Source organism: Pararhizobium qamdonense, assembly GCF_029277445.1.
GTDB lineage: Bacteria > Pseudomonadota > Alphaproteobacteria > Rhizobiales > Rhizobiaceae > Pararhizobium > Pararhizobium qamdonense.
This window is the reverse complement of record NZ_CP119566.1, coordinates 1,925,577-1,943,349: the sequence shown is the minus strand read 5'-3', so window position 1 is coordinate 1,943,349 and position 17,773 is coordinate 1,925,577. Positions and strand designations below refer to the sequence as shown.

The window sequence follows — 17,773 nt, the reverse complement described above, 5'->3', positions numbered from 1 at the left end:
TTGCGCTCTGCGCCCAAAACAAAGCACCCCCCGCAGTAAAACCGCGAGGGGCTAGACTTTCCGCCGGCCGGGGGAGACAAGACGGAAAGAATCGATATCGCTGTATCAGCGGCCGATGACTTTAACGGCCGATGACTTTAACGGCCGATGACTGGGCAACCGCGGGCATTGGCGAATACCAAGGTACGGTAATTGCCACGGCGCATGCCTTCGACGACGACGCGGCGGGGCGAGACGTCAACCACGCGGGCCCGGCGCATGCCGAAATCGCGGGCCTTTTCCTGGGCAAGCCAGGGATCGCAGCGGCCACGGCGCTCATGGCCCCAGCCCGGACGATGACGGCGGTCGCGGTCCCAGTCGCGTTCGTCGCCATAACGGTCGCGATCACGATACTGGACATCGACGATGCCGCCGGAACTCAGGCCGAGCGTGATCGTGTCGGCTGCAGCCGGGGTCAGCGTGGCACCAAGGCCGGTCAAACCGATCATGCCGGCAAGGGCGAGCTTTGCAAAAATCTGTTTCATGACTGTTTCTCCTTCAAGAATCCAAACCCTAAAATGTTTGCCCACCTTGTTTTTGCGGCCGCCTTGTTTTGGCGCCGCCTTGTTCTGGGGCATTGAGAAAACCCTAATCCGGCCTGGCTGAACGAAACCCGAATCCGCCGTTCATCCGGCGTTCAGGCTGAAAAAGAAGCGTGCCTGAGTGGCCAGAAAAAGGCAGAAGGAATCAGCGGGACAGAATCTCTTCGAAAACGCGGATATTGCGGTAATGGCTGAGCCGGGTCACCGCGCCGTTTTCGAACTCGAAGACGAAGACGCTCGGGATCGAATAGGACTGGCCGTTCGCCTCGGCAAAGCCCGGCATGCTCTCGCGGTAATGGCCGCGCGCCGTCAAATCGACAGCGACGCGCTGGCCGAACGCATCGTGCATCAGCACCATATCGCTGAAACTCTCGTCGAAATGACGGAAATAGCTCATGACCGCCATGCGCAGGGGACCGGCACCGATGGTGCGCTGGCCCGTCAGCGTATCCAGCGCCACATCCTCGTCGAGGAATGTGCCGATCGTGTCGAAATCCCGCTCGTTCAGGGCCTGCATGAAGCGGCTGGCAATGGTCTGCGCGTCGGTCAATGTTGGTCCTCGTGTCTGTGTGGCGGTGCGCGGCACCGGGAAACGGTAACAATTCGGGATGAAACCCCAGCGATATGCGGATGTTCAGCGGCGTATAAACCTTGGATGAAGCCGCGCTTGCGTTGAAACTGTAACAACACCAAACATTTGTTTTTGTTCCCGTAATTTCAATCATGCAGCCTGTTGAACGTCGCGATGTCTTCGTCATCCACCCAGATGCAGCACAACCTCGCGGCGGTGCGGCCGGTCGCGGTGTTCAAAGAGGTAAAGGCCCTGCCAGGTGCCGAGCATCAGGCCGCGCGCTCCGACGGGAATGCCGATCGATACCTGCGTCAGCGCCGCCTTGATATGGGCCGGCATATCGTCAGGACCTTCGGCAGTGTGGATGATCCAACCCATCGAGGGATCGTCAGACGGCGGCACTAGGCGCTTGAAGAAGGCATCGAGATCGCGCTGGACGTCCGGATCGGCATTTTCCTGGATGAGCAGCGAGCAGGACGTGTGGCGCACGAACACGGTCAAAAGCCCCTCCTCCAGACCAGCGCTGCGCACGAACGCTTGCGCCTCGCCGGTAAATTCGTAGAGACCGGCACCACGGGTCTGAAGGGTGATGATCGTCTGGGGCATGATATCCTTTCAAGCCGCCACCCGCTTGGCGCTTCAATTACAGGTCCAGAAAACTTTTGAAGCCGCCATAGATCATCCGCTTGCCATCGAACGGCATGGAAAAATTGTCCATGCTCAGGCGCGGATCGGCCATCACCTTTTTGTTGATCTCGTCACGCTCTTCGCGTGAGGGGTAGGTGATCCAGGAAAAGACCACGACCTCGTCATCGGTCGCCTGCACGGCGCGCGGGAACGAGGTGAGCTCGCCATAGGGCACATCGTCGCCGATGCATTCGACATAGGAGAGCGCGCCATATTCCTTCCAGACCTCGCCTGCCGTGCGGGCCAGATCCTTGTAGGCCTCGATATTGTCCTTCGGAACGGCGACGATGAATCCATCAACATAGGGCATGTCCGTCTCCTCAAAGAGATGCGCCTTTTTGAACATCTGAAGACTTGCTTTCCAGGGAAGCCTTCAGAGCGTCGAGCAATATCTGCAACTCGCCGGTCAAGGCGCTTACGGCGGCAGGTATTTTCACTTGCTCGTCCATATAGATGGAAACCGGCCACTGCTCGTCAAGGGCAAGCAGGCTGCGAACCGCTTCGGGCGGGCGGACGCGGCCGAGATAATCCTCCCGGCACAGGATCCATTGAAGGACGAATTCACGGAACCACGCATCATCGGCATTGGCTATGCATAGCGGCAGCAGCGCATCGACATCGGCCAGGCCGCGAAACCAATGCGGGATTTCCCGCAGCTTCAGCGTGCCGGTGCATTCCTCCTCCCGGCCGCATTTGCGCAGCCGGCAGAAGGAGGGAACTCCCATTCTCGCGACAGCCGTGCGGCACAGCAACTCGAACAAATCGGGGTGAAGCGGGAGTTTTTCAGGATCGCAGGCCGGCAGCATGTCTTTCTCCTTTTCCGGATGGATGCAGGCGATCAAAATGATGAATACCGTTTTCCATCACGCGGCGCGGTTTTCGCCCGTGGCTTGCGTCATCTGCAATCTCTGCCGGCTTTTGGCGCGGCAGGGTCGGCCGGGGCACATCGGGTGCCTCAGTGTAATAAGTGTAGGTGACACGCGATGTGCCCCGTTTCGGTGTCTTTTGCCGCGCTTCTCAGGTTCTTCTGCGCCTCTCTTTTGACGGAGAGGCCTCCAATGCCCCAGCCCGGCCGCTTATCCGCCAGGCTTTTCAATAAGGCGGGGTTTCGCCCTGGGCCGTCCTAAGACGGCGTGACGAACCCGGCACGCCCGGTTCATTAACGAACCGGAGGAGAACCACCTTTCACGCAGCCCCGGGGATCTTGCGCGCGTTCCGCAAAACCGTCCGGGCACCGACCCCATCTCGCCGGCAACGCAAACCGGTGTATCCGTGATGGGACGCAAAGATTATGGCACGGGGGACGATGGCGGGGATTTGCGGGGATGATGTCAGGCCAGGGAAGAAAAAGGCGTCTCGCTTCGGCCAAGCGAAGTCCAGAAGTTTCAGCTGGTTAGCGGCAGCGTCTGGCTGGCGGGCGCTTCGGCACCATCCCCGCGTGATGCACGTGTTCATGGCCGTGCGGAGATATCGGGCAGCGTATCGGGATCTGCGCTCTTTTCGACGAGCGAGCGCAGGTTCGTCATGCCGTTGGTCATCGAGGGTCTTCCGATCAGCTTGGCCTTCAACCACCCGACCCTACCGGAAAACACGGGTGACCACACGGCAGCTGCACAAGGCAATGGAACAAGATTAGCGTTCGGCCCTAAAATTTTGCGGGCGTTTTCATGGTAGCCTGAATTTGCGTCTGCTTTGCGCCAGAAGCAGACGTCGATGATTCTGACCAGGCGGATATTCTTTGGGCCGCACCATCATTATCTGCTCGCTTCCAAAATTCGATTGCTGGCGTCTAGGGAAATCCTCGCCACGGTGCGCAACCATGCGGATGCAGGGCTCCCGTAAAGGGTTTTCGAAGGGTTTAAATTGGCTTGTTTGCACCGGTGGTAGGCGTGCGCTTCATACGCTAGGCGGCACACTATCCAAACCAGCCGCAGGCGCAGTCGCCCCAGGTCATCGAGTTGTGCAATGCGACCTTTGAACTGCTCATGTTCGGCCATGTAAATTTCCACAGGCTGAATGGTTGTGAGTTTGCTGTCGCGGAAAAGGACACTAAAGTCAGCGGTGTCCCAAGAATGGGAGACCTTATTCCGAACACTACGCACCTTATCCAGTTCCAACGGCAAGTCAGGCGACACCACGTTGAAGGCCGCTGCAAGCTTGATGCGCTGGGAAAAACTTGAAAGAGGGCCGTAGGCACCGAACAGATCTTTTTTTCCACCTGGCACGTAATCAGGGATAGCATGCCTGTGTGCGACCACCAGAAGGTCATCTGCAAAGGCGCAAGTGATTATTGGAAGAAAACGCGGTTCTTCACTCACCAAAAGTGACGTGAATCGCTCTAGTTCCGCAGTGTCAAATGGGAGTTCATCAAGCGCTGTTACAAATAGCTCAATAGCCCGCTTTTCGAAGGACCGGGTATAGTTCCGATAAATTTGAAGGCCGGCCTTCTCGCCATAGCCAAGGGCCATGGCCGCGATGTCAGGGTCAAACCAGTCAGCGTCGTTCTCAATCATCACCGCACGATATACAAATCTTTGCCGCTTCACAGAGGGTCGTCACTACTTTCTCGTCACGAGCCGTGACGGGCGTAATCAGGTAAACCTCCCATCGATTAAACCGAATTCGTCCGCTTAGGGCCGAAAGCCGACCTATCAGGATGCTGACAAACCCTGGAATGGGATTATTCGCAAGAGCGAGACCTCATCCTCCCTCCTCCCCGCCCTTGTGGCGGGGATCCAGCCAGCTCAAGTCCTTGAGCTGAAAGAGTCTTTTGACCCGACAGACGTCGGGTCACTGGATCCCCGCCACAAGGGCGAGGATGAGGGGAAGTGGGGTATCGCCCTCGCAAAACAATCTCAATTCATATTTTTTTCAACAACCGGCCAAATCGCGCGGGCCTTCGGCAACTGAAGAGGCTGGCCCCTCATCCTCCCAGGCGACAAGTATGTTGGGCGGGTCTTGGGCGCACTCCTCAAATAAGATTGGAGAGGCTGCTCCGCAAAAAACGCTCCACGTCCCGGTGGAGCGCGGCATCCGGCTTAGCGAAACGCCACTTCGAGATTTTGCCGGTCTTGCGCGATCACCCGGCAGCGGGTCTCGAAGCCTTCGCCCTTGATCGACAGCAGGAATTCGGCGGGAATGCCGGCGGAATTGGAAACCGACAGGCCGGCGCTGTCGCTGCCGAGCGATCGCACGGTGCAGTCGATGGTCGAGCGCCGGTCGTTGAAGACGATCGAGCCCGCTTTCAGCACCCGGCGCCGTGTCCCCTCCGTCTGCTCCGCCTGCAGCGAACTCCAGGAGACGCAGCGGTTGCGGCCGGTATGCTTGGCCTTGTACATGGCGGCATCTGCCTGGGCGAGCAGGGTCTCGATATCCTTGCCGACGATCGACAGCGCCGAGATGCCGAAGCTTGCGGTAACCTTCAACGCCTGTTCGCCGACGTGATGTCCGGCTATCAGCGCCCGGACCTTTTCGGCGGCGGCCACCGCGCCCTCCCGGTCCACATGCGGCAGGAGGATGGCGAATTCCTCGCCGCCGAGACGCCCGAACAGATCCCCTGCCCGCAGCGCCGCCTTGCAGGTGGCAGCGACGCTTTTCAAGACCTCGTCGCCGGCGGCATGACCATGGGTGTCGTTGACCCGTTTGAAATGATCGACATCGAGCACGATGCAGGACAGGTCGTGCTGGTGGCGAAGGGCAAGCGAAATCAGCTGGTCGGCCTCCTGCTTGAAGGCGCGCCGCGTCAGCGCCTCGGTCAGGCTGTCGGTGGCGGCCGACTGCATCAGCGCAATCCGGTCCATCGCGACGCCGGACAATTCCGTGAGAATAGTCAGGTCGCGGTTGCCAAACGATCGCGGCCGCCGGTCGATGGCGCAGACCGTTCCGATAGTGTGCCCCGTTTTGGTCTTCAAGGGAACACCGGCATAGAAGCGGATATGGCCCTCGCCGGTGACAGCGGGGTGCTGTGAAAACCGGATATCACGGGTGGCATCCTGAACGATGATGGGTTCTTCGCTGTCGACGACATAACGGCAGAACGTGTCCTGGCGCGGCATCTCATCGACGGGCATGCCCGCGCAGGACTTGTACCATTGCCGGTGGGCATCGATCAGCGAGACGATGCCGATCTCGACGGTGAAGATCTCCTTGATCAGCCCGACCACCCGGTCGAGGCCCTCGTCATGCGGCGTGTCGAGCAGGTCGAAAGCGTCCAGCGCCGCCAGCCGGTCGATTTCCCGCTGATCGGCGGATGATTGTCCGAATGCCCGTACGACCGCCATGTCAACTTGTCTCCTTGCCCAGGTTTCCTCGTCTAGGTCTCGTTGCACAGGCCGATCGGAACCGTTCCGGCCGAAGACCTGACTACATGGCTGATGGTACGGCTGCAATTCGTAAAAAGTTGCCCTTGAATCTCTTCGACCCCTCGCAGAGATCAGGATCAACGGCGAAAAACACGATCGCGGCCACGGACATCTTGCCTGTCCGTGGCCGCTGCAGCGTTGGTTTCAAGGCGTCTCAGCCTTCGTTATGGTTCTCGTGGAAGCCGGCACTGCCTTTGCGCCAATAGCCGGCCGCCTTGATCCAGGCACGGTTATGGCCGCGCTCTTCGACGAAAAACCGGCGCAGGAGCTTTACCGTGTCGTTTTCGCCGGCAATCCAGATATAGCCATCTCCGTCCGGCAGCGGCATCGATCTTGCCGCCTCAAGCAGGAAGGCGGGGTCACTGGCGTGATTAAGCGGACGGTGGATCCAGCGGGTTTCAAGCCGGGTTTGCGTTTCGAACACCTGCTCCTCCTCTGCGCCCGCGACGGTGGCGATGACGAATGCCGGAACACCGGCGCGAAGCTCCTCCAGCCTACGGCCGATGGCGGGAAGTGCGGTTTCGTCGCCGATCAGAAGGTACCAGTCGAAATCATCGCTGACGACGAAGGACCCGCGCGGGCCGCCGACGCCGAGCCTGCTGCCGGGCCGGGCGGCTGATGCCCATTGCGTGGCGGGGCCGGCCGCGTGGATGGCGAAATCGACCACCAGCTCGCGCTGTTCCGCATCATGGCGGCGTGGCGTAAAATCGCGCATCGGCGACGCCACGATGCCATCCGGTAAAGCGGGCGCATCGGGTCCAACCGGCCAGACGGGGCTGTCCTGCCCGTCAAGCGGCAGGCACAGCTTGACGTGGTCGTCGTAACCGGCGCTGACGAAACCTTCGAGGTCGTCGCCGGTCAGCGTGACGCGGACCATCTGCGGGGTGAGCCGCTCGGCCGTCTTGACGGTGAGAAGACGGCGGCGCAACTCATGGCGGACGCGCGCGACGGCGTGTCTTTCAGTCATGGAAAATCCTTCGAACTGTGCGGTTTCAGCCGCGATTGATCTCGTCCACGGCGCGCCGCAGGATATCCGCAAGCCGCGCGGCTTCTTCAGACGAACAGCCGCGCTTGTGAAACAAAGAGGCCTTGATCGCCTGGCGGGCGACTTCCAGCGCGTGATGGCCGTGCGCCTCCGGATCTTCGCCCGGCTCCCGGCCCTCGAAGACATCGCGCACGGCATCCATCTTGGCGCCGATGCGGCCAAGGCCTTCGATGATGCGATCGGCGGCCGCCCGGCCCTCTTCGAGCGCGGCACGTCCGGCATCGGTGATGCTGAAAAGCTTCTTGTTGCCATCGGCCTCGGCCACCGCATGGCCGATTTCATCGAGATAGGTCAAGGCCGGATAGATCATGCCGGGGCTCGGCACATAAAAGCCGCCGGAGATTTCCTCGATGGTGCGGATCAGCTCGTAGCCATGGGCGGGCTGGCGGGCAAGGAGCGACAGGATCAGCAATTGTAGATCGATGGAGGACAATTTGCGCCCGGCGCGAAACCCGTCGCGCGAGGCAAAGCCGCCTTCGAACCGGCCGGGCCCGTGACGGCCATGGCCGCCGTGACCTCCATGGGCGTGCCGCTCGCGGCAGGTTTCATCGTGATGGCGCGGCCCGTGACCGCGATGACGTCCAAACATGGGAAACTTCCTTCGTAAGATATAACACTAGATATATCTTACGATATATTTTTCATTTGGCAAGCCTTTTCTGCGCGCCGGTGACGCACCGGTGGAAAGCGCTGGCGCAGGACGCGCCCTACCCTTCCAGATCGTCCTTCAGGCGGCCGAGCAGAGTAACGGCCTGGGCAGCATAGGGCCCGATCCAGCGGTCGTGAATGTCCTTGATTGGCAGCGGGTTGAGATAGTTCCACCGCTCGCGGCCCTCGCGCTTGACGATAATGAGATCGGCCGCCTCCAGAACCTTGAGGTGCTGCATCACCGTGCAGCGGTCGAGCGCGGGAAAGCGCGCGCAGAGCTCCCCCGTCGTCTGCGGCTGATCCTTCAGCATATCCAGCATGGCGCGCCGGCTGGATGCGGCCAAAGCCTTGAAGATTCTATCGTTTTTTTCATCTGTTGACATGTTATATTTTTATAACATAATGAGCCCCAGAACAAGCAAAAACAGGAGGAAAAGCGATGGAACTGAAATTCAGGGTCGCAGGCCGGATCGCCAAACCGGTATCGGAGGTCTTCGAGGCGGTGGTCAATCCGGAGCAATTGTCCCGCTATTTCACCACCGGCGGTGCCAAGGGAAGGCTCAAAACCGGCGCCACCGTCAGCTGGGATTTTCACGATTTTCCCGGCGCCTTTCCGGTTGAGGTGATCGAGGTGGTGAAGGACGAAAAGATCGTCCTTCAATGGGCCGCCTATGAGGGGCCAGGCTCGGACACGCCGAAATACGACACGACGGTAACCATGACCTTCGAGCCTGCCGATACGGGCCGCACGCTGGTGACCATTTCGGAAGAAGGCTGGCATCAGACAGAAGGCGGGCTGAAAGGCTCCTACGGCAATTGCGAGGGCTGGACCGGCGCGCTCTGCGCCATGAAAGCCTGGCTGGAGCACGGCATCAATCTGCGCGAGGGGTTTTACAAGTAGGGGAGACGGAGGGGCTGCGCTCAGTTTTTCGGAAACCGCCGCGCCTCCCACTGGCTTTTCGGCACCGGACTGCCGACCGCAAAACGGAAAGCGGTGATGCCATCGGTGCCGGCATTGACCGTGCATTGGAAATCGACATCGATCCAGCCCTGCGCGGTCTTGTAGGCCGCACCACCGGCCGTCATCACCTGCCCGGCGATGGGGGAGCCATTGCGCGGATCAAAGAACAAGCCCTGCGGCACGGAATCCGGACGGGCACGGCGAACCTGTTCCAGCGTCTCGATCATGCACATCTGCGCGATCCGCCGGTCCTTGGGCAGCTTGCCCAGCGCCTGACGCACGCGCGGATGGGACAAGGTATCGGCCGAATAAAGCTCGCTCGCCTGCTTCAGATCCGATGCCGGGCGGCTGGGTCTGGCATCGGCGCCATCGGCCGATGCGGATGTTTGCGGATCAGACGTTGCCACATCCACCGGCTGCTCCTGCGGCTTGGCTTTCGGGACCGGGACCGTCTCGATCAGCGCTTCGCCCTCATTGAGCACAGGATTGGCACTGGATGATTGCGGCAGATCGACCTCCGGCAACTTGGCGGCCGCCGGAGTGTCCGCCTGCATATCCAGCGGCTTTCGCACCTGCGGATTGTCGTCGGGCACCTTGTCGTTTGCCAGCGGCGCCGCCCGCTCCGTGCGCGGCTCAGTCCCGGCCGTCTTCTCCGGTTCGGACGGACGGTCGCCCCCCGCCTCCTTGCCGCCGTCTTTGGACGCGGATTCAAAGGCTTGCGGCTGCATCGGCTGCGCCGCAGGTTTCTGCGCTTCCGCCTTTGCGGCCTCCGATGTCTGGGTTTCGGCCTTCTGGACTTCCGATTTCTGGGCTTCCGCCTTCTGAGTCTCGGCCTTCTCAGCCTCGGCCTTTTGGGCTTGCGCCTTTTCGGCTTCGGCCTTCTTCGCGTCCGCCTGCTCCTTGACAACCTGCTCGGCCTGCTGTTGCTGCTTGGCCTTTGGCGCCTGCTCGCCTCCGTCCTTGGTAACCGGCTTTTCGAGCGGCTTGACGTCTTCCTGCGGCTTCGGCTCCTTCATCGGCTCCGGCTTCTTTTCGGGCTCCGGCTTCTTCTCCGGATCAGGCACCATCTCGACCTTGACCGCCTCCGGCTCGTCCGGCTGCTGCGGCGCCAGATCGAAAATCAGGAAGCCTGCGGCAATCACATGCACGGCCACGGAGGCAACCAGCGCCGTCTTGAATGTCCCCCACCGTGTTTCCGAATTCTGCTGCATGGACTGTGGATAGAACCGGATACTGACCGGATCGTGACCGGTGGACAATGAACGGGAAAACGGCAGCCGGGCTGAACGGATGACGGGAGATGCCGAGTGTATAGCATGTTTGCAGCGGAATCGATCCAGGGTAAAATTCTGAAGCGAGGAGCTGTTGCTTGTTGCGACTGCAAAAGCCCCTCATCGGTGCCGCAAAAACCCCTCATCCGCCCTTCGGGCACCTTCTCCCCGTAAACGGGGCGAAGGGATGTGCGGCACGCTCCGTGGCCCCTCTTCTCCCCAGCGGGGAGAAGGTGGCGCGAAGCGCCGGATGAGGGGGCCACACGCTCAGAATGCGCCGAACCACCCCCTCATCGCCTCGCATCCGCTCGGCACTTCTCCCCGCTGGGGAGAAGGGGGAGATCATGCGCAGGCTCGGTCATCCGTTGAACCTGCAAGCAGGAAAAACTATGCGGCACACTCCGGAACCCTCTTCTCCCCGCCGGGGAGAAGGTGCCCGAAGGGCGGATGAGGGGGCTGAGTGCTCGGAATTTGCCGAACCACCCCCTCATTACCTCGCATCCGCTCGGCACTTCTCCCCGCTGGGAAGAAGTGGGAGATCGGTCGCAGGCCCGGTCATTCCGTTGGCCCGTCAACCACCGTAATCTCCACGCGGTCGGGATAGAAAGCCAAATGATCCCTGATGCCGGCAACCGCGTCATAGGGCGCCTCGTAGGACCAGACGGCATTGTCGAGCCGGGCACCGTCGGTTTCGATGCTGAAATAGGATGCCTCGCCCTTATAGGGGCAATAGCTGCCGTGGTCCGTGCGCTGGAGCAACGCAATATCGGCGTCAGTGCGGGGAATATACTGCACCGGCGGATAGGCAGCCTCGCGCAGGGTCAGGGCATTTTGGCTATCGGCAATGACCTTGCCGCCCAGCCGCACGATGACGCGGGCCGGATTGACCGTGACGGTGATCGGATGATCGGGACCGGGGATTTTCATCGGCTTTTCGGACATTGGCTTTTCGGACATGGAGCGCTCCTTATGCGGGCTCGATCGTGGCTGCACTATCGCTGATACCAGCGAACCGGCAATGCCGCTTATCCCAGCGAACTGACAAGCTCGCGGTAGGCGGCTTCCGGGAAGGCCTTCAAGGTCTGGGTGCGCACGTTGCCGGTCATGCCGAGCGACAGGGCAAACCGCGCCATCACCGCATCATCCGGCGCTTCGCAGACGGCCACCATATCATATTCGCCCATGGTCAGGTAAAACGCCGTGAACGAACCGCCCATATCTTTCAGCAATTGCTTGGCGCCGTCGAGCCGCTTGGGGGTATCGCGGACATTCCTTGCCCCCTGCTCCGTCCAGTTGATCAGCATGACATAGGTGGTCATAAAAACCCCTCCTGCAGCGCGAGCGTCAAGGCAGCGTTGCGCCAGATCGCCCAAGGCCTGAAGTATAAACCCGGCAAGGCAACAAGGACATGGAAAAGTGTCGCGGATCAGGAACGCCTGTCTGAACGAAAATGCCGGTTGCACAAACGAAAAACCCGGTCAGCTTGCACTGACCGGGTTCGTTTTCTTCATTGCGCAGATGCGACCGCCTAGCTGTCCAGGAAGCTGCGCAGCTTGCGCGAGCGGCTGGGGTGTTTCAGCTTGCGCAGCGCCTTGGCTTCGATCTGGCGGATACGTTCGCGGGTGACCGAGAACTGCTGGCCGACTTCTTCGAGCGTGTGGTCGGTGTTCATGCCGATGCCGAAGCGCATGCGCAGAACGCGTTCTTCGCGCGGCGTCAGCGAAGCGAGAACGCGGGTCGTCGTTTCGCGCAGGTTCGCCTGGATGGCGGCGTCGATCGGCAGAAGTGCGTTCTTGTCCTCGATGAAATCGCCGAGGTGACTGTCTTCTTCGTCGCCCACCGGGGTTTCGAGCGAGATCGGCTCCTTGGCGATCTTCAGGACCTTGCGGACCTTTTCAAGCGGCATGGCCAGCTTCTCGGCCAGCTCTTCCGGGGTCGGCTCGCGGCCGATCTCGTGCAGCATCTGGCGCGAGGTGCGCACGATCTTGTTGATCGTCTCGATCATGTGCACGGGGATACGGATCGTGCGGGCCTGGTCGGCGATCGAGCGGGTGATCGCCTGCCGGATCCACCATGTGGCATAGGTCGAGAACTTGTAACCGCGGCGGTATTCGAACTTATCGACCGCCTTCATCAGGCCGATATTGCCTTCCTGGATGAGGTCGAGGAACTGCAGGCCGCGATTGGTGTATTTCTTGGCGATCGAGATGACGAGGCGAAGGTTGGCCTCGACCATTTCCTTCTTGGCGATGCGGGCTTCGCGCTCGCCCTTCTGCACCATCGAGACGATGCGGCGGAATTCGAAGATCGAAATGCCGGTTTCCGTGGCCAGATTCTGGATCTCGCCGCGAATATTGCGGATCATCGTGCCTTCGTTCTTGGCGAATTCCTTCCAGCCCTTGGCGGCCAGATTGGCGATCGACTTCATCCAGTTCGGATCAAGCTCGGCGCCGGAATACTGTTCCAGGAAACTGTCGCGCTTGACGCCGTAGGATTCGGCAAGCCGCAGCAGACGGCCCTCGTTCTGCATCAGGCGCTTGGAAATGTCGTAGAGCTGCTCGACCAGGCTATCGACGCGGTTCTGGTTGAGCGACAGCGACTTCACAGCCGTGATCAGCTCGTCCTTCAGCTCCTTGTAGCGGCGCTCCTGGGCGGGAGACAGCGTGCCGGTCGCAGCCAGGCGGGCTTCGACCTGCTGGTCCTGCAGCTTGCGCAGCTTCTTGTAGGTCTCGGCGATGATGTCGAGCGTTTCCATGACCTGCGGGCGCAGTTCCGCTTCCATGGCGGCAAGCGACAGGTTGGACTCGTCGTCGTCCTCTTCCTCTTCCTCGGCCGGCAGGCCTTCGCCGCCGACATTGGTGACGTCGTCGTCGCCGGCGCGCGGCTTGCGGTTCTTTTCCTTTTCCTCGGCAGCCTTGCGGTCGGCCTCGATCTTTTCAGGACTTTGGAACTGCGGTGCTGCCTTGGCTTCCGGACCGGAATAGGTGGTTTCGAGATCGATGATCTCGCGCAGAAGCGTATTGCCTTCGTTGAGTTCGTCGCGCCAGATGATGATGGCCTGGAACGTCAACGGGCTCTCACAGAGGCCGGCGATCATCGTTTCGCGGCCAGCCTCGATGCGCTTGGCAATGGCGATTTCGCCCTCGCGCGACAACAGCTCCACCGAGCCCATTTCGCGCAGGTACATGCGCACCGGATCGTCGGTGCGGTCGGTCGGTTCTTTCTTCTTGGCGGTTGCCAGCGCCGTGCCGCTCGACGGGGCAAGCTCGCCGCCCTCGCTCTCGCCATCGGCGTCGTTGTCTTCTTCCTCGGCGGCCGCGGTGCCCTCGTCGGCTTCCTCGTCCTCGACGACATTGATGCCCATTTCGCTGAGCATCGCCATGATGTCTTCGATGCGGTCGGGGTCAACCTGATCGGACGGCAGAACCTCGTTCAGCTCGTCCATGGTCACATAGCCGCGCTTCTTGGCGGCCTTGATCATCTTCTTGACCGCGTCATCCGAGAGGTCAAGAAGCGGGCCGTCGGGTGCGCCTTCGCGTTCGGCTTCTGCTTCTTCGTTCTCTTTGACTTTGGTTGCCATTTATATCGTCGCTTTCCTTGGACAGCACTCAGCGCGGGCGCGGTGCAAAACTCTCTCGAGGCTTGGGTGCGTCAATCGCTCCCACCGCGAATCATTACCCCTGACGTAACGGGATGATCTTTAATTCCTGATTAACCACGGCAGTCACCGCAGTTAAACCGGCAGACTGCGACAGCAGCGCCGTTTCGACATCACTTGCATAATGGATCTGTCCGCCGTACCCATTTCACTCACTGTATCAGAAATGGTGATTCCCACAATTTTCGGTCCCGTCAAGCATTTCCGGTGAAAAACCGTTCAAATCGGCAAAAAAGACTGAATCCGACTTCAGGCTTCAAAGATTCAAGTCCATGGCCGAAATGTAGGAACTGTTGATGGAAAGACAAGGGCCAAAGGAATCTCCGCTTGCACCTGTCCCGGGGCTTCAACCCGCAAGACCGCCTCGTTCCCTTTAGAAACTGCGCCCATCGACCTTGGTGATGGTCAGGGTTTCCAGATCGACATCCGGCAGGCAACGGACATTGACGGCGGCCATCGGACCGGTCTTGCTCTCGCCATCCGCATAGGGGGCAATTCCACAGGTGGCACAGAAATGATGCTGAATGACGTGCCTGTTGAATTGATAGGTGGACACGGCCGACGCCGGCGTCGTGAGCTTGAACTTGTCACGCGGCACGAAGGCGAGAAGACCGCCGCGCCGCCTGCACATCGAACAGTTGCAGTCCATTGCCTGCGTAATCTCCGCCTCAACCTCAAAGGCGATGGCGCCGCAATGGCAGCTTCCCGAATAGATCATCAAACCCTCCCAAGTCTGCAGCTGTGAGAGATGATGCGCCGGCCGGCGATGTCAAGGCCCGGCCGTCATCGACGTCTGAAAGAGCGCGTCCGGTCAGACCATCCCGCCGCCTGTCACCAGGATTTCGGTGCGGTTGGGCACCCGGTCATGCAGATCGATCACATCCTGGTTGAGCATGCGCACGCAGCCCGACGATACCGATTTGCCGATCGTCCACCATTCCGGCGAGCCGTGGATGCGGTAGATCGTGTCTTCGCCATTGCTGAAAATATAGAGCGCGCGGGCGCCGAGCGGGTTGGTGAGGCCCGGATCCATGCCGCCATTGGCGATGCTGTAGGGTTCGAGATCGGGGCGGCGCGCCACCATTTCATCGGGCGGCGTCCAGCGCGGCCATTTGCGCTTGTACTGGATGACGCCGCGGCCCGCCCATTCGAAACCGGCGCGGCCAAGCCCGACGCCATAGCGCATCGCCTTGCCATTCTCATAGGTGAGGTAGAGGAAATGATTGGCGGTATCGACGACCAGCGTGCCGGGACGCTCGCCGGTTATGTTGTCGACCCACTGGCGGCGGAAGCGCGACGGGATCCTCTGATAAGGAATGGCCGGCAACGGAAACAGCTCGTCGGGGCGCGCGCCATACATCAGGCTTTCGGCCGGGTTCAGCACGACGGGTTCGGCCACCGCGACCGGACGGGCGGTGGTGGCGCAGCCGGTCAGGCCGAGCGCTGCAAAAGCGCCGCCCGCCTGAAGGAAGGTTCGGCGGGACACATTCAAATCAGTCAATCTTGAACCTCATCAGCTTGTCGAAGGCCCCCGATTGCCACGCGCGGGCGCGCATGGGAAGCCACCTAACACAAACGTGAACGCCTTGTGATCCTGCAGCCCCACATCCTGTAATACCCTTGCAGGCACCGGCTGATGTGCCGATCCGGCACGGTCCGGCCGGGTGCAGGCGGGCTCGCAGCAGCCTCCTGTTTACCTTCTGATAACTTTCGGACGGTTGACTAAGGCGGCACGGCCGCCTGCCGGTCAGCCCATTCCCCTTCAAAGACGGAGATCAGATGTCCCTGAACCGACATATCCTCGCCGCCCTGGCCCTTGCCATCACCATCCTGCCTGCAAACGCGCAGCCGGTGATGGTCCAGACCTTTGGCCATTGGGGTGTTTATTCCTACGATAATAACGGCCAGACCGCCTGCTACGCGCTCACCATGCCGCGCCAGATGCAGCCGGCCGAGGTCAATCACGGCAACAATTTCCTGCTGGTCGCGCCGAAGGGCGCTGGCGGCTACATGCCGCAAGCCCAGATGGGCTACGGCCTCAAGGAGGGGTCGGACGTCACCGCCAGGGTCGGCAACGAAGCCTTTGCCATGACGCCGCGCGGAAACGTCGCCTGGTCGAGCCGCGAAAACCGCGACAATGCGCTGGTCGCCGCCATGAAATCCGGATCGGTGCTGACGCTCGAGGCAACCTCCAGCCGTGGCACCAGCACCCACTATAACTTTTCGCTGAACGGCATCACCGCCGCTCTGCAACGCGCAAGCGCGTGCCAGTGAGGGCGTGCCGGGCAGCGGCGATAGCCGGGAGACGGGGCTTGTGAAGGCGGCGATGATGGCCGTTGCCTCATTCGCCGCGATGGCGCACCCGGCGGAGGCCTCGTCCGCGCACCAGCCCGCGCCGGTGCCGGTGCTGGTGCCGGTGGCTGAGAGCAGCGGCGGCCGCAACACCGGCCGTGTCACCGGCCTGAAACTGCCGCGTTTCGTGTCGCTGAAAAGCGAGAAGGCGCGGATGCGCATCGGCCCCTCCACCGATTACGCCGTGCGTTTCGTCTATATGGTCGCAGGGCTGCCGCTGGAACTGATCGAGGAATGGGGTAACTGGCGGCTGGTGCGCGACCACGACGGATCGTCGGGCTGGATGCACGCGGCGCTGTTATCGGGCCAGCGCACCGCCATGATCGCGCCATGGCTGAAACAGGGTGCCGCCTTGCGAAACCGTCCCTCCCCGAATGCTGCCGTCACCGCCAGCATGCAGCCGGGCGTGCTCGTAAAGATCGAAAGCTGCGGCGGAAGCTGGTGTGCGGCGGCCGTGCAAAAGCCGCGCCTCGCCGGCTATGTGGCGCAGACGGCCCTGTGGGGCGTCTATCCGCATGAGGTGGTGAACTAGAGCCTCGGACGATCAGTGAGGCGCATTCTCTTGCCTCATTGATCGTACGAGGCTCTGGGCCTTACCAGTCCATGACCACCTTGCCGGAATTGCCGGAGCGCATGGCCTCGAACCCCTCGCGGAAATCGTCGATGCCGATGCGGTGGGTGATGATGGGAGTGAGATCGAGGCCGCCCTGCACGAAGGCGATCATCTTGTACCAGGTCTCGAACATCTCGCGGCCGTAAATGCCCTTCAGGTTGAGCATCTTGAAGATCACCTTGTTCCAGTCGATCTCGAAACCGGTGGATGCAATGCCGAGAATGGCGATCTTGCCGCCATTGTTCATCTTGTCGATCATGTCGCGAAACGCAGGCGCTGCCCCCGACATTTCCAGGCCGACATCGAACCCCTCGGTCATGCCGATGCGTGTCATCACATCCGACAGGTTTTCCCTTGACGCATCGACGACGTAATCGATGCCCATCGTTTCGGCGAGCGCGAGGCGCACCGGGTTGATGTCGGTAATCACCACCTTACGGGCACCGGAGCGCTTGGCGACCAGCGCGCCCATGATGCCGATCGGCCCGGCGCCGGTGACCAGCACGTCCTCGCCGACCACATCGAAGGACAGCGCCGTGTGCACGGCATTGCCAAACGGATCAAAGATTGCCGCGACCTCGTCGGGCACTTCGTCGGGGATGGCAACGACATTATATTCGGGAATGCAGACATATTCGCCGAACGAGCCCGGCCGGTGCACGCCGACACCCAGCGTGTTGCGGCACAGATGCCCCCGGCCCGCCCGGCAATTGCGGCACTTGCCGCAGACGATATGCCCCTCGCCCGAGACGCGTTCGCCAACATGGTATTTGGTCACGGCCGAACCAATCTCAGCAATCACGCCGACAAATTCATGGCCGACGACCATCGGCACCGGAATGGTCTTTTGCGCCCATTGGTCCCAGTTCCAGATATGCACGTCGGTGCCGCAGATCGCCGATTTCCTCACCTTGATCAAAACGTCGTTGGGACCGGGTTCGGGCACCGGAACATGCTCCATCCACAGGCCGGGTTCGGCTCTGGATTTGACGAGGGCTTTCATCATGTTGGTCATCGGTGGTTCC

Annotated in this window: 20 protein-coding genes; 3 read left to right on the top strand and 17 right to left on the bottom strand. The window is 60.9% G+C overall.

Annotated features, from left to right (window positions below; genetic code table 11):
- Positions 1 to 137: 137 nt before the first annotated feature.
- From PYR65_RS09405 to PYR65_RS09360, 10 genes are all read right to left on the bottom strand, one after another.
- Positions 138 to 524, bottom strand: a complete 387-nt coding sequence (locus PYR65_RS09405) for a hypothetical protein (protein ID WP_276120776.1) — start codon at positions 522 to 524, stop codon at positions 138 to 140.
- A 202-nt stretch (positions 525 to 726) separates the two neighbouring features.
- The gene (locus tag PYR65_RS09400; protein WP_276120775.1) at positions 727 to 1,131 is read right to left on the bottom strand and encodes a nuclear transport factor 2 family protein; all 405 of its coding nucleotides are present in this window, start codon (positions 1,129 to 1,131) and stop codon (positions 727 to 729) included.
- Positions 1,132 to 1,335: 204 nt separating this feature from the next.
- Entirely contained in the window at positions 1,336 to 1,758 is a 423-nt protein-coding gene (locus PYR65_RS09395) for a secondary thiamine-phosphate synthase enzyme YjbQ (RefSeq protein ID WP_276120774.1), read from the bottom strand.
- Positions 1,759 to 1,795: 37 nt separating this feature from the next.
- On the bottom strand, positions 1,796 to 2,149 hold the full coding sequence (locus PYR65_RS09390; RefSeq protein ID WP_060638884.1) for a DUF1428 domain-containing protein: 354 nt from the start codon (positions 2,147 to 2,149) through the stop codon (positions 1,796 to 1,798).
- A 10-nt stretch (positions 2,150 to 2,159) separates the two neighbouring features.
- Positions 2,160 to 2,645, bottom strand: a complete 486-nt coding sequence (locus PYR65_RS09385; RefSeq protein WP_276120773.1) for a hypothetical protein — start codon at positions 2,643 to 2,645, stop codon at positions 2,160 to 2,162.
- Between the two features lie 948 nt (positions 2,646 to 3,593).
- Positions 3,594 to 4,352 (bottom strand): hypothetical protein, encoded by a 759-nt coding sequence (locus PYR65_RS09380; protein WP_276120772.1) that lies wholly within the window; start codon positions 4,350 to 4,352, stop codon positions 3,594 to 3,596.
- A gap of 525 nt (positions 4,353 to 4,877) precedes the next feature.
- Positions 4,878 to 6,119: a GGDEF domain-containing protein gene (locus PYR65_RS09375; RefSeq protein WP_276120771.1), complete on the bottom strand. Its 1,242-nt coding sequence runs from the start codon at positions 6,117 to 6,119 to the stop codon at positions 4,878 to 4,880.
- Between the two features lie 235 nt (positions 6,120 to 6,354).
- The gene (locus PYR65_RS09370) at positions 6,355 to 7,167 is read right to left on the bottom strand and encodes a siderophore-interacting protein (RefSeq protein WP_276120770.1); all 813 of its coding nucleotides are present in this window, start codon (positions 7,165 to 7,167) and stop codon (positions 6,355 to 6,357) included.
- A gap of 25 nt (positions 7,168 to 7,192) precedes the next feature.
- Positions 7,193 to 7,834: a PadR family transcriptional regulator gene (locus tag PYR65_RS09365; protein ID WP_276120769.1), complete on the bottom strand. Its 642-nt coding sequence runs from the start codon at positions 7,832 to 7,834 to the stop codon at positions 7,193 to 7,195.
- A gap of 118 nt (positions 7,835 to 7,952) precedes the next feature.
- Entirely contained in the window at positions 7,953 to 8,276 is a 324-nt protein-coding gene (locus PYR65_RS09360) for an ArsR/SmtB family transcription factor (protein ID WP_276120768.1), read from the bottom strand.
- Positions 8,277 to 8,332: 56 nt separating this feature from the next.
- On the opposite strand from PYR65_RS09360, the gene PYR65_RS09355 reads away from it, so the two are divergent.
- Positions 8,333 to 8,794, top strand: coding sequence for an SRPBCC family protein (locus tag PYR65_RS09355; RefSeq protein ID WP_276120767.1), 462 nt, complete (start codon positions 8,333 to 8,335; stop codon positions 8,792 to 8,794).
- A gap of 20 nt (positions 8,795 to 8,814) precedes the next feature.
- Here the strand turns inward: PYR65_RS09355 and PYR65_RS09350 are convergent, their stop codons facing one another.
- The 6 genes from PYR65_RS09350 to PYR65_RS09325 form a co-directional block, all read right to left on the bottom strand.
- On the bottom strand, positions 8,815 to 10,065 hold the full coding sequence (locus PYR65_RS09350) for a DUF930 domain-containing protein (RefSeq protein WP_276120766.1): 1,251 nt from the start codon (positions 10,063 to 10,065) through the stop codon (positions 8,815 to 8,817).
- A 615-nt stretch (positions 10,066 to 10,680) separates the two neighbouring features.
- Positions 10,681 to 11,067 (bottom strand): DUF427 domain-containing protein, encoded by a 387-nt coding sequence (locus PYR65_RS09345; protein WP_276121015.1) that lies wholly within the window; start codon positions 11,065 to 11,067, stop codon positions 10,681 to 10,683.
- Positions 11,068 to 11,150: 83 nt separating this feature from the next.
- The gene (locus tag PYR65_RS09340) at positions 11,151 to 11,444 is read right to left on the bottom strand and encodes a GYD domain-containing protein (RefSeq protein WP_276120765.1); all 294 of its coding nucleotides are present in this window, start codon (positions 11,442 to 11,444) and stop codon (positions 11,151 to 11,153) included.
- 209 nt (positions 11,445 to 11,653) lie between these two features.
- Positions 11,654 to 13,705, bottom strand: a complete 2,052-nt coding sequence (gene rpoD / locus PYR65_RS09335) for an RNA polymerase sigma factor RpoD (RefSeq protein WP_060640702.1) — start codon at positions 13,703 to 13,705, stop codon at positions 11,654 to 11,656.
- A gap of 451 nt (positions 13,706 to 14,156) precedes the next feature.
- Positions 14,157 to 14,501, bottom strand: coding sequence for a GFA family protein (locus PYR65_RS09330; protein ID WP_276120764.1), 345 nt, complete (start codon positions 14,499 to 14,501; stop codon positions 14,157 to 14,159).
- Between the two features lie 93 nt (positions 14,502 to 14,594).
- Positions 14,595 to 15,284 (bottom strand): L,D-transpeptidase family protein, encoded by a 690-nt coding sequence (locus tag PYR65_RS09325; protein ID WP_082546925.1) that lies wholly within the window; start codon positions 15,282 to 15,284, stop codon positions 14,595 to 14,597.
- A 278-nt stretch (positions 15,285 to 15,562) separates the two neighbouring features.
- Between PYR65_RS09325 and PYR65_RS09320 the strand changes: the two genes are divergently transcribed.
- Positions 15,563 to 16,057 (top strand): invasion associated locus B family protein, encoded by a 495-nt coding sequence (locus PYR65_RS09320; RefSeq protein WP_276120763.1) that lies wholly within the window; start codon positions 15,563 to 15,565, stop codon positions 16,055 to 16,057.
- Between the two features lie 4 nt (positions 16,058 to 16,061).
- Positions 16,062 to 16,667: an SH3 domain-containing protein gene (locus tag PYR65_RS09315; protein ID WP_276120762.1), complete on the top strand. Its 606-nt coding sequence runs from the start codon at positions 16,062 to 16,064 to the stop codon at positions 16,665 to 16,667.
- 61 nt (positions 16,668 to 16,728) lie between these two features.
- On the opposite strand, the gene tdh is transcribed toward PYR65_RS09315, so the two are convergent.
- Positions 16,729 to 17,763 (bottom strand): L-threonine 3-dehydrogenase, encoded by a 1,035-nt coding sequence (gene tdh / locus PYR65_RS09310; RefSeq protein ID WP_276120761.1) that lies wholly within the window; start codon positions 17,761 to 17,763, stop codon positions 16,729 to 16,731.
- Between the last annotated feature and the right edge of the window lie 10 nt (positions 17,764 to 17,773).

Coding starts and splice junctions, on each gene's coding strand:
- PYR65_RS09405 (WP_276120776.1), bottom strand. CDS start 524: ATGAAACAGATTTTTGCAAAGCTCGCCCTTGCCGGCATGATCGGTTTG.
- PYR65_RS09395 (WP_276120774.1), bottom strand. CDS start 1,758: ATGCCCCAGACGATCATCACCCTTCAGACCCGTGGTGCCGGTCTCTAC.
- PYR65_RS09390 (WP_060638884.1), bottom strand. CDS start 2,149: ATGCCCTATGTTGATGGATTCATCGTCGCCGTTCCGAAGGACAATATC.
- PYR65_RS09385 (WP_276120773.1), bottom strand. CDS start 2,645: ATGCTGCCGGCCTGCGATCCTGAAAAACTCCCGCTTCACCCCGATTTG.
- PYR65_RS09380 (WP_276120772.1), bottom strand. CDS start 4,352: ATGATTGAGAACGACGCTGACTGGTTTGACCCTGACATCGCGGCCATG.
- PYR65_RS09375 (WP_276120771.1), bottom strand. CDS start 6,119: ATGGCGGTCGTACGGGCATTCGGACAATCATCCGCCGATCAGCGGGAA.
- PYR65_RS09370 (WP_276120770.1), bottom strand. CDS start 7,167: ATGACTGAAAGACACGCCGTCGCGCGCGTCCGCCATGAGTTGCGCCGC.
- PYR65_RS09365 (WP_276120769.1), bottom strand. CDS start 7,834: ATGTTTGGACGTCATCGCGGTCACGGGCCGCGCCATCACGATGAAACC.
- PYR65_RS09360 (WP_276120768.1), bottom strand. CDS start 8,276: ATGTCAACAGATGAAAAAAACGATAGAATCTTCAAGGCTTTGGCCGCA.
- PYR65_RS09355 (WP_276120767.1), top strand. CDS start 8,333: ATGGAACTGAAATTCAGGGTCGCAGGCCGGATCGCCAAACCGGTATCG.
- PYR65_RS09350 (WP_276120766.1), bottom strand. CDS start 10,065: ATGCAGCAGAATTCGGAAACACGGTGGGGGACATTCAAGACGGCGCTG.
- PYR65_RS09345 (WP_276121015.1), bottom strand. CDS start 11,067: ATGTCCGAAAAGCCGATGAAAATCCCCGGTCCCGATCATCCGATCACC.
- PYR65_RS09340 (WP_276120765.1), bottom strand. CDS start 11,444: ATGACCACCTATGTCATGCTGATCAACTGGACGGAGCAGGGGGCAAGG.
- rpoD (WP_060640702.1), bottom strand. CDS start 13,705: ATGGCAACCAAAGTCAAAGAGAACGAAGAAGCAGAAGCCGAACGCGAA.
- PYR65_RS09330 (WP_276120764.1), bottom strand. CDS start 14,501: ATGATCTATTCGGGAAGCTGCCATTGCGGCGCCATCGCCTTTGAGGTT.
- PYR65_RS09320 (WP_276120763.1), top strand. CDS start 15,563: ATGTCCCTGAACCGACATATCCTCGCCGCCCTGGCCCTTGCCATCACC.
- tdh (WP_276120761.1), bottom strand. CDS start 17,763: ATGACCAACATGATGAAAGCCCTCGTCAAATCCAGAGCCGAACCCGGC.